This window comes from Streptomyces sp. DvalAA-14 (assembly GCF_900091855.1).
Lineage (GTDB): Bacteria > Actinomycetota > Actinomycetes > Streptomycetales > Streptomycetaceae > Actinacidiphila.
Map to the genome: position 1 here is coordinate 1 of NZ_FMCH01000419.1, position 10,026 is coordinate 10,026.

General features: G+C 73.4%; 7 protein-coding genes and 1 pseudogene. 3 read left to right on the forward strand and 5 right to left on the reverse strand.

Annotated elements, in window-relative coordinates; translation table 11 throughout:
- Nucleotides 1-905: pseudogene (locus tag GA0115240_RS37130) on the forward strand (glycosyltransferase); the annotation flags it as partial.
- 43 nt (nt 906-948) lie between these two features.
- A complete protein-coding gene (locus GA0115240_RS22245; protein WP_237555116.1) occupies nt 949-1,842 on the forward strand; it encodes a DsbA family protein in 894 nt (297 codons plus the stop codon).
- Between the two features lie 82 nt (nt 1,843-1,924).
- Here GA0115240_RS22245 and GA0115240_RS22250 read toward each other — a convergent pair whose 3' ends face one another.
- The 5 genes from GA0115240_RS22250 to GA0115240_RS22270 all read right to left on the reverse strand — a co-directional run bounded on the left by GA0115240_RS22250 (nt 1,925) and on the right by GA0115240_RS22270 (nt 8,860).
- Entirely contained in the window at nt 1,925-4,066 is a 2,142-nt protein-coding gene (locus GA0115240_RS22250; protein WP_093738914.1) for a 3-hydroxyacyl-CoA dehydrogenase NAD-binding domain-containing protein, read from the reverse strand.
- Nucleotides 4,063-5,331 (reverse strand): thiolase family protein, encoded by a 1,269-nt coding sequence (locus tag GA0115240_RS22255; RefSeq protein ID WP_093738916.1) that lies wholly within the window; start codon nt 5,329-5,331, stop codon nt 4,063-4,065. Before GA0115240_RS22255 ends, GA0115240_RS22250 begins: the two co-directional genes overlap by 4 nt.
- 289 nt (nt 5,332-5,620) lie before the next feature.
- Nucleotides 5,621-6,880, reverse strand: a complete 1,260-nt coding sequence (locus tag GA0115240_RS22260) for an HRDC domain-containing protein (RefSeq protein ID WP_237555117.1) — start codon at nt 6,878-6,880, stop codon at nt 5,621-5,623.
- Between the two features lie 301 nt (nt 6,881-7,181).
- Nucleotides 7,182-7,847, reverse strand: coding sequence for a response regulator transcription factor (locus tag GA0115240_RS22265; protein ID WP_093738920.1), 666 nt, complete (start codon nt 7,845-7,847; stop codon nt 7,182-7,184).
- 386 nt (nt 7,848-8,233) lie between these two features.
- Nucleotides 8,234-8,860, reverse strand: a complete 627-nt coding sequence (locus tag GA0115240_RS22270; RefSeq protein ID WP_093738922.1) for a DUF3000 domain-containing protein — start codon at nt 8,858-8,860, stop codon at nt 8,234-8,236.
- An 83-nt stretch (nt 8,861-8,943) separates the two neighbouring features.
- Between GA0115240_RS22270 and hemE the strand changes: the two genes are divergently transcribed.
- Nucleotides 8,944-9,999: a uroporphyrinogen decarboxylase gene (gene hemE, locus GA0115240_RS22275; protein ID WP_093738924.1), complete on the forward strand. Its 1,056-nt coding sequence runs from the start codon at nt 8,944-8,946 to the stop codon at nt 9,997-9,999.
- The last annotated feature ends 27 nt before the right edge of the window (nt 10,000-10,026 follow it).

Below are 10,026 nucleotides of genomic sequence, written 5' to 3' on the forward strand. Positions count from 1 at the left end.
CGCCCGCACCGGCCCGGGAGCCGCTGACGGCCCGCTGGCGGGCCGTGCTGCGCCTCGGCGCCGGCTTCGCCCTGCCGGTCGCGGCCGTCGCCGCGGCCACCGGACCCGGCCGCTTCGTGTTCTGGACGCTGACCGCCTCCGCCGACTACGCCTCGCCGCGCGGTGCCTGGCTCATCGCGCTGGGCCGGGCCTACGCGACCGCGACCGTGTTCGGGACGGCCGCGGGCGCGCTGCTGATCGCGGCCGGCGGAGCGCTGGTGCTGCGGCCGGACGCGGTGCCCGCCGAGCTGTGGCTGTGGCTCGCCGCCTCCGCGACCGCGGTGACGGCCGGATTCCAGTTCTACGGCCACTACTTCCTGCAGCTCGTGCCGCCGCTGGTGCTGGCGGCCGCGGCGGCGGTCCGGCAGCTGCCGCGCTGCTGGCCCGCGGTCGCCGTCTGGACGGTACTGGTCTGCGCCGGCTTCCTCGGCTACGGCCTGGTCGCGCCCCGCCCCGAACTGGCGCACGCCCGGACCGTCGCTGCCGCGCTGCGGGCCGGCAGCCGGCCCCGCAGCCCGGTCCTGGTGTGGGGCATGCACCCGGAGGACTACTGGCTGGCCGGCCGCACCCCGGCGAGCCGCTTCCTGACCGCCGGCTTCCTCACCAACTTCAGCGGCGGCCGGAAGGGCGTGCGGGTGGGGGAGCGGTACGCCGTCCCCGGGGCCTGGCGGGTCTTCCGCGCCGAGTTCGCCGCCCACCCGCCGGCCCTGGTCGTGGACGACTCCCGGGGCGCCCCGTACGCGGTCGACCGCACGCCTGCGCTGCGACGACTGCTGCGCGGCCGGTACCGTCGGGTGGCGGTGGTGGACGGCGCGGTGCTCTACGCCCGGGGCCCGGCTTCGTGGAACGGGCGGGACCGGTGGTAGAAATGCGCGGAGAGCAGTGCGGGATGATCGAGGTGGCGTAGTCATGACGGAGTCCAAGGGACCCGACAACCAGGACGGTACGGCGGTCCCTGGCAAGAAGAAGCGCGGCGGCCGGATAAGGCGACTGCGGCCCTACGCGTTCGGCGTGGTGGCGATGGCCGTGGTGTTCGGCATCTCCGCGGTGATCGGCGCGCATGTGCGGGCCGGCAAGGACGACAAGGTGAGCGCGCCGTCCGGCGCGGTCGGCCCGGCGATCGTGCCCACCGGCCCGGCCGGTCCGACCGACTCGGTGACGCCGACCCCCACCACCACCGGCAGCGGCACCCTGAACATGCCGGTCCGCCCGTCGATCCCGGTCACCGTGACCATCTACGAGGACCTGCGCAGCCCGGTGTCCAAGGCGTTCGCCGAGGAGTACCAGCCGGTGCTGACGCAGCTGCTGACCACCGGGCAGATGCAGATCCACTACCGGCTGGTCTCCGGCACCGACAAGAAGTACGGCGGCGACGGCTCACTGCTGGCGGACAACGCGGCGGCCTGCGCACAGGACCAGGGCCGGTTCTCGCAGTTCGTCGACCAGGTCTTCAAGAACCAGCCGGACCCGCAGGACGACAGCCTGGCCAAGGAGAGCGTGCTCAAGCATCTGGCGCTGAAGGCGCACAAGATCCAGATGAGCAAGTTCGAGCCGTGCGTGGAGCAGCGGGACCACCTCGGCTGGGCCGCGAAGTCGCAGGCCGAGTACGCCGCCAGCGGCATCGGCGCGCTGCCGGTGGTGCAGATCAACGACACCACGTTCAAGAACGTGGCGTCCAAGCTCACCCCGAAGAAGCTGCACTCCCTGGTGCTGGGCGAGGCCAAGCGCGTGATCAAGATCCAGGACACCGCCTCCCCCACGCCCTCCCTCACCCCCACGGCGACGCCCTCGACCACGGGCTGAGTCCGCGCGGCGGTGACATGGGTGTGGGCCCGGCGCGTGCGCCGGGCCCACACCCATGTCCGGTACGGAGCGGACCGGGGTACTACGCCGGGACGCTCGCCACACCCGGTGCCAGGAACGGCTTGCCGTTGACGCGCGCGGAGACGCCCTCGCGGTCCAGGTACGGGGTGATGCCGCCCAGGTGGAAGGGCCAGCCGGCCCCGGTGATCAGGCACAGGTCGATGTCCTGCGCCTCGGCGACGACGCCCTCGGCCAGCATCAGGCCGATCTCCTGCGCCACCGCGTCCAGCACCCGGTCCCGTACCTGCTGCTCGGTCAGGACCAGGTCGCCCTGCTCCAGCAGCGCGGCCACCTCCGGGTCCAGCTCCGGCGTGCCGGAGTCGTGGATGTAGAAGCCGCGCTTGCCCGCCTTGACGACCGCCGCCAGATTCGGCGAGACGGTGAACCGGTCCGGGAAGGCGTCGTGCAGGGTCTGCGAGACATGCAGGCCGATGGCCGGGCCGACCAGCTCCAGCAGCACCAGCGGGGACATCGGCAGGCCCAGCGGCTCGATGGCCCGCTCGGCGACCGCGACCGGGGTGCCCTCGTCGATGACGTTCTGGATCTCGCCCATGAAGCGGGTCAGCACGCGGTTGACGACGAACGCCGGGGCGTCCTTCACCAGCACCGCGGTCTTCTTCAGCTTCTTGGCCACCGCGAAGGCGGTGGCCAGCGAGGCGTCGTCGGTGCCGGCGCCGCGCACGATCTCCAGCAGCGGCAGCACCGCGACCGGGTTGAAGAAGTGGAAGCCGACGACCCGCTCCGGGTGCGCCAGCTTCGCGGCCATCTCGGAGACCGACAGCGAGGAGGTGTTGGTGGCCAGGATCGCGTCCGGGCGTACCACCGCCTCCAGTTCGGCGAAGACCTGCTGCTTGACGCCGAGTTCCTCGAAGACGGCCTCGATCACGAAGTCCGCGTCGCCGAACGCGGTCGCCTTGTCCAGGTGCCCGGTGACCAGCGCCTTGAGCCGGTTGGCCTGGTCCGGGCCGATCCGGCCCTTGGTGAGCAGCTTGTCGATCTCGCCGTGGACGTAGCCCACGCCCTTGTCGATCCGCGCCTGGTCGATGTCGGTCAGCACCACCGGCACCTCCAGCCGGCGGGCGAACAGCAGCGCCAGCTGCGAGGCCATCAGGCCGGCGCCGACCACGCCGACCTTGGCCACCGGACGGGCCAGTGACCTGTCGGGCGCCCCGGCCGGGCGTTTGCCGCGCTTTTGGACCAGGTTGAAGGCGTAGACGCCGCTGCGCAGTTCGCCGCCCATGATGAGGTCGGCGAGCGCGGTGTTCTCCTGCTCGAACAGCGGATCGGCGTTGAGCCCGAGATTCAGGTCCACGTCCTTGGCCGCCGCGATGATGTCCAGCGCGCGGTAGGCCGCCGGGGCCGCGCCGTGCACCTTGCTGTCGGCCACCAGGCGGCCGCGGGCCACCGCCTGGTCCCAGGCGTCGCCGCGGTCCACCGGAGGGCGGACCACCTTGAGCTCGCCCTTGAGGACGGCCGCGGTCCAGGCCAGCGACTGCTCCAGGAAGTCGGCGGCCTCGAACAGCGCGTCGGCGATGCCCAGTTCGTACACCTGGGCGCCCTTGAGCTGCCGGTTCTGGTTGAGCGAGTTCTCGATGATGACGGTCACCGCGCGGTCGGCGCCGATCAGGTTGGGCAGCAGGGTGCAGCCGCCCCAGCCGGGCACCAGGCCGAGGAAGACCTCGGGCAGCGAGAAGGCCGGCACCGAGGAGGACACCGTGCGGTAGGAGCAGTGCAGGCCGATCTCGACACCGCCGCCCATCGCGGCGCCGTTGTAGTACGCGAAGGTCGGCACGGCCAGCGAGCGGAGCCGCTTGAAGACATCGTGGCCGCCGCGGCCGATGGCCAGCGCGTCCTCGTGCCGCCCGAGCAGTTCGATGCCCTTGAGGTCGGCGCCGACGGCGAAGATGAACGGCTTGCCGGTGATGCCGACGCCGGTGATCCGGCCGGCCGCGGCCTCCTGCTCCACCTGGTCGATGGCGGCGTCCAGCCGGGCCAGCGACTGGGGTCCGAAGGTGGTCGGCTTGGTGTGGTCCAGGCCGTTGTCCAGGGTGATCAGGGCGAAGCGGCCCGCGCCCGGCAGGTCCAGGTGGCGTACCTGGGCACTGGTGACGACCTCGCCGGGGAACAGCTCGGCCGCGTCCTTCAGCAGCTCGGCGGTGCTCACTTGGTACCTCCGTCACGGTGCTCGGTGGACGACGGGGCGGACGGCCCGGCGGACGCGCCGCTCCACAGCGGGTTCTCCCAGACGACCGTGCCGCCCATGCCGAAGCCGACGCACATGGTGGTGATCCCGTAGCGCACCTGCGGCTGCTCCTCGAACTGCCGGGCCAGCTGGGTCATCAGCCGCACCCCGGAGGAGGCCAGCGGGTGGCCGAAGGCGATGGCGCCGCCGTACTGGTTGACCCGCGGGTCGTCGTCGGCGATGCCGTAGTGGTCCAGCAGGGACAGCACTTGGACCGCGAAGGCCTCGTTGATCTCGAACAGGCCGATGTCATTGATGGTCAGGCCCGCCTTGGCGAGCGCCTTCTCGGTGGCCGGGATCGGGCCGATGCCCATCACCTCGGGGTCGACGCCGGCGAAGGCGTAGGACACCAGGCGCATCCGGACCGGCAGGCCCAGCTCACCGGCGACGTCCTCGGCGGCCAGCAGCGAGGCGGTGGCGCCGTCGTTGAGGCCGGCCGCGTTGCCCGGGGTGACCCGGCCGTGCGGGCGGAAGGGGGTCTTCAGACCCGCGAGCTGCTCCATCGTGGTGCCCGGCCGCATCGGCTCGTCGGCGGTGGCCAGACCCCAGCCGGTCTCCCCGGCCTCGGGATTCGTCCGGCGGACCGCGATCGGCACCAGGTCCGGCTGGATCCGCCCGTTGGCGTACGCCTTGGCGGCCTTCTCCTGGCTGCGCACCGCGAACTCGTCGGCGCGCTGCCGGGTGAGTGCGGGGAAGCGGTCGTGCAGGTTCTCCGCGGTCATGCCCATGAACAGCGCGGACTCGTCCACCAGCTTCTCCGAGACGAACCGCGGGTTGGGGTCGACGCCCTCGCCCATCGGGTGCCGCCCCATGTGCTCGACGCCGCCCGCGACCACCACGTCGTACGCGCCGAAGGCGATGCCGCCGGCCGTGGTCGTCACCGCGGTCATCGCTCCCGCGCACATCCGGTCGATCGAGAAGCCGGGCACGGTGCTCGGCAGCCCGGCCAGGATGCCGGCCGTGCGGCCCAGGGTCAGCCCCTGGTCGCCGATCTGCGTGGTGGCGGCGATCGCGACCTCGTCGATCCGGCCCGGGTCCAGATCCGGGTTGCGCCGCAGCAGCTCCCGGACGCACTTGATCACCAGATCGTCGGCGCGGGTCTCGTGGTAGATGCCCTTCGGGCCCGCCTTGCCGAACGGGGTGCGGACGCCGTCAACAAAAACGACGTCCCTCGCGGTACGAGGCACGATGGCTCCTTTTATTGTGTTCGCTCGTCTCCGGGCGCTTCGACCCGGTGCCGACCGTCCTGCGCACGGCGTTCGTTCCTCGTCTGCTGCGACGCCGGTGGTGGACGGGCGGGCAGCGCCCGCCGAGGAAAGAACGTGCTTCCGAAGCCATGCTACTCACGGGTAACCCGGGGCGACAGCCCCACTCGCGGAAGCGGCACAGCTCACACCGGGACCGGGGTGGCCCCGGGGCGGCGCCCGCCCGGGGCCAATCGGCGGCGCCCGGGGCTGTCCTGGGGCCGTCCCGGGGCTATTCGGCGGCGGTGGGCGCCGGGTGGGCGGTCAGCGCGGCCGGCAGCAACGGGGTGACCAGCGCGGTCTGCCAGGGCCGGGCGCCCAGCGAGGACAAGGTGGAGGCCAGCACCTCGGGGGACAGGTCGGTCGGCGGGGCCCAGCAGATCCGGCGGACGGTGTCCGGGGAGATCAGGTTCTCCTGGGGGAGGTTCAGCTCCTCGGCCAGCCCCGAGACCGCGGCGCGGGCCGCGGACAGGCGGGCGGCGGCGGCCGGGTCCTTGTCCGCCCAGGCTCGCGGCGGCGGGGGACCGGTGTACGCGGCGGCGGGCTGCGGCAGCTCCCGCTCGGGCAGCGCCCGCGCCCGGTCGATCGCGGCCTGCCACTGCTCCAACTGGCGCCGCCCCATCCGGTGCCCGAAGCCGGGCAGCGCGGCCAGCGCGTGCACATTCGGCGGGTTCTCCAGCGCCGCGGCCACGATCGCCGCGTCGGTGAGCACCCGGCCCGGCGAGACATCCCGCTCCCGGGCGGCCCGGTCCCGCGTCAGCCACAACTCGCGCACCACCCCGATCTGCCGCCGGCGGCGCACCTTGTGCATGCCGGAGGTGCGGCGCCAGGGGTCCACCCGGGGCGCGGGCGGCGGAGCGGCGGCAATGGCCGCGAACTCCTCCAGCGCCCACTCCAGCTTGCCCTGGACCCGCAGTTCCTCCTCCAGCGCGTCGCGCAGGTCGATCAGCAGCTCCACGTCGAGCGCGGCGTACCGCAGCCAGGGCTCGGGCAGCGGGCGCGTGGACCAGTCCACCGCCGAATGGCCCTTCTCCAGCGCGAAGCCGAGCACGCTCTCCACCATCGCGCCCAGGCCCACCCGGGGGAAGCCGGCCAGCCGCCCGGCCAGTTCGGTGTCGAAGAGCGAGGTGGGCCGCATGCCCAGCTCGTCCAGGCACGGCAGGTCCTGGGTGGCGGCGTGCAGTACCCACTCGGCGTCCGCGAGGGCCTCGCCGAGCGAGGACAGGTCGGGGCACCCGACGGGGTCGATCAGCGCGGTCCCTGCTCCGGCGCGGCGCAGCTGGACCAGATAGGCCCGCTGCCCGTAGCGGTAGCCGGAGGCGCGCTCGGCATCGACGGCGACCGGACCGGAGCCCGCGGCAAAGGCCGCGACAACGCTGCTCAGAGCCTCCGGGCTGGCGGTCACCGGCGGGATTCCCTCGCGCGGGTCCAGCAGCGGGCCGGCGCCGCGGTGGTCGGGGTTGCGGTCTCTCTGGCGTCGGTCACCTGTCAAGGGTAGCCGGGTAGGGCTCAGCGGGTGCTTCTACGCCGCGACGCCGCGTAGAAGCACCGGCCCACGCCTCGGCGGAAGCCCCGGCCGGTGCCCCGGCCCGCGCCCCGGCGCGCGCCCGACCAGCAGCGCCCGCCGGCGGAACGTTCCGCCGGCGGGCGTGTGCGCCGACCCCCGGCGGGTCGGTGGGTCGGGTGGGTCCGGTGGGTCCGGTGATTCGTCTGCGGTGGTTCGTATGTGCGGGCTCAGCAGATACGGCAGGCAGGGCGTACGCGGCATCAGCGGCATCCGGCGCGGCGGGCCTTCAGTGGATGATGCCGGTGCGCAGGGCCACCGCCACCATCCCGGCGCGGTCGCCGGTGCCGAGCTTGCGGGCGATCCGGGCCAGGTGGCTCTTGACGGTCAGGGCGGACAGGCCCATGGACACGCCGATCGCCTTGTTCGACTGGCCTTCCGCGACCAGCCGCAGCACCTCGACCTCGCGGCCGGACAGTTCGCGGTAGCCGCCCGGGTGGCCGGGCGCTCCCGGGGGGCGGCGCTGCATCCGGGCCGCGGTGGCGCCCAAGGGGGCCAGACCCGGTCGTCCGGCAAGCGAGCCGGGGCTGTTGCGGGTACCGGTCACGACATAGCCCTTGACGCCGCCGGCCAGTGCGTTGCGCACCGCGCCGATGTCGTCGGCGGCGGACAGCGCCAGCCCGTTGGGCCAGCCCGCCGCACGGGTCTCGGCGAGCAGGGTCAGACCCGACCCGTCGGGCAGATGGACGTCGGCGACGCAGATGTCGCGGGGGTTACCGACCCGGGGCCGGGCCTCGGCGATGGACGAGGCCTCGATCACGTCGCGGACCCCGAGCGCCCACAGATGCCGGGTGACGGTGGAGCGAACGCGGGGGTCGGCCACGACGACCATGGCCGTCGGCTTGCTGGGCCGGTAGGCGACCAGGCTCGTGGGCTGCTCGAGAAGAACGGACACCGGGCCTCCTGTGGCAAAGGGGGACTGAAACGGTCACAGTCTCCTTCGGCAGCAATTGCTCCCGGCTTTAGCTAAAGATCACGATTTATTGAGTATCAATTCCGGCAAATCGGACGGCCGATCGAACGGGCGGTCTGTCGGGGCACGGATGTGCGCCGCGCGGCCCGACCAGGCCGTACCCGGTCGCCGCCCCCGGTCCGTGGCGCCGTCGGGGACAGGGTGGCCGGACGCGGTGGCCGGACGGGAGCGTGCGGGCGGTCGGTGGCCGGACCGGGCCGCGCGGGCGGCGGTGACCGGCCACCGGTCGTCGGCCGGCCACGAGCTGACGGACGGGCACGGCCGGCCGGCGGTTGCCGGCCGGCGGCGCTCCTTCGACGACCGACCGCTCAGGTGCGCCGCTTCGGCAGCGGCAGCACTCCCGCGCCGCCCCGCACCGGCTGCTCCGGGCCCTCGGACGGCGGCAGCCCGGCGCACGCGCACAGCAGATCGCACCAGGCCGTCAGATGCGCCACCACGTCGGGACCCGTACCGCCCGGCCCCTCCCGCGGCGTCCAGGACGCCCGGATCTCGATCTGCGTGTCGTCCACCCGGTCGCCGATCGCGCCGAAGTAGTGCGACGAGGCCCGCGAGACCGTACCGCTGGGCTCCTGGTACGCGGCGCCCCGGGTGTCCAGCGCGCCGGTGAGCCACGACCAGCTCACCTCGGGCAGCAGCGGGTCGCCCGCCATTTCCGGTTCGAGTTCGGCCCGCACCAGCGTGACCAGCCGGAAGTCGCCGTGCCAGGCGTCGTGCCCGTCCGGCTCGTGCAGCAGGACCAGCCGTCCGTCGGCCAGCTCCTCGCCGTCGGCGAGCACCGTGGCCTCCAGTGCGTACGCGTATGCGGCGAGGCGGCGCGGCGCCGCGGCCTCCTCGATCCGGACCTCGGACCGGACCCGCGCCGCGCGCAGACCCTCCACCGCGTGCCGGAAAAGGAAGGGGGCCTCGTCGCCCAAGTGCCCGGTAACCGCTGCCATGCCCGGAAGACTAGGACGCAACGGGCCCCCGCGCCCGCAGCAACACCCGGCCGGGCGGGACGGGTCCGAGGCGCCGTGCGAAGATTCGAGGCGTGAGTGCGCCCCAGCAGACCGCTGCTTCCCCGTTCATCCGCGCCTGCCGGCGCGAGTCCGTGCCGCACACCCCGGTGTGGTTCATGCGACAGGCCGGGCGCTCGCTGCCCGAGTACCTGAAGCTGCGTGAGGGCATCCCCATGCTGGAATCCTGCATGCGGCCCGATCTGGTCAAGGAGATCACCCTGCAGCCGGTGCGCCGGCACGGCGTCGACGCCGCCGTCTACTACAGCGACATCGTGGTGCCGCTCAAGGCGATCGGCCTCGATCTGGACATCAAGCCCGGCGTCGGCCCGGTGGTCGCCTCCCCGATCCGCACCCGCGAGGACCTGACCCGGCTGCGGCCCCTGGAGCCGGGCGACGTCCCCTACGTCACCGAGGCCATCGGGCTGCTCACCGCCGAGCTCGGCCCGACCCCGCTGATCGGCTTCGCCGGCGCGCCCTTCACGCTGGCCAGCTATCTGGTCGAGGGCGGCCCGTCGCGCAACCACGAGCGCACCAAGGCCCTGATGTACGGGGAGCCGGAGCTGTGGCACGACCTGCTGGACCGGCTCGCCGACGTCACCGCCGCCTTCCTGAAGGTGCAGATCGAGGCGGGCGCCAGCGCCGTCCAGCTCTTCGACTCCTGGGTCGGCGCCCTCGCTCCGGCCGACTACCGGCGCTATGTGATGCCGTCGTCCGTCAAGGTCTTCGACGCGGTGGCGGGCTACGGGGTGCCGCGCATCCACTTCGGCGTCGGCACCGGGGAACTGCTCGGACTGATGGGTGAGGCGGGGGCCGACGTGGTCGGCGTCGACTGGCGGGTGCCGCTGGACGAGGCCGCCCGCCGGGTGGGACCCGGCAAGGCGCTGCAGGGCAATCTCGACCCGGCGGTGCTCTTCGCCCCGACGGCGGCCGTCGAGGAGAAGACCCAGGAGGTGCTGGACGCCGCCGCGGCCAGCGGTACGGGGCACGTCTTCAACCTCGGCCACGGCGTGCTGCCCAGCACGGATCCGGACGCGCTCACCCGCCTCGTCGACTTCGTCCACCGGTCGACCGCGGCCTGACCGACCGCGGCCCGCTGCCCGGCCGCG

Coding starts and splice junctions, on each gene's coding strand:
- GA0115240_RS22245 (WP_237555116.1), top strand. CDS start 949: ATGACGGAGTCCAAGGGACCCGACAACCAGGACGGTACGGCGGTCCCT.
- GA0115240_RS22270 (WP_093738922.1), bottom strand. CDS start 8,860: ATGGCAGCGGTTACCGGGCACTTGGGCGACGAGGCCCCCTTCCTTTTC.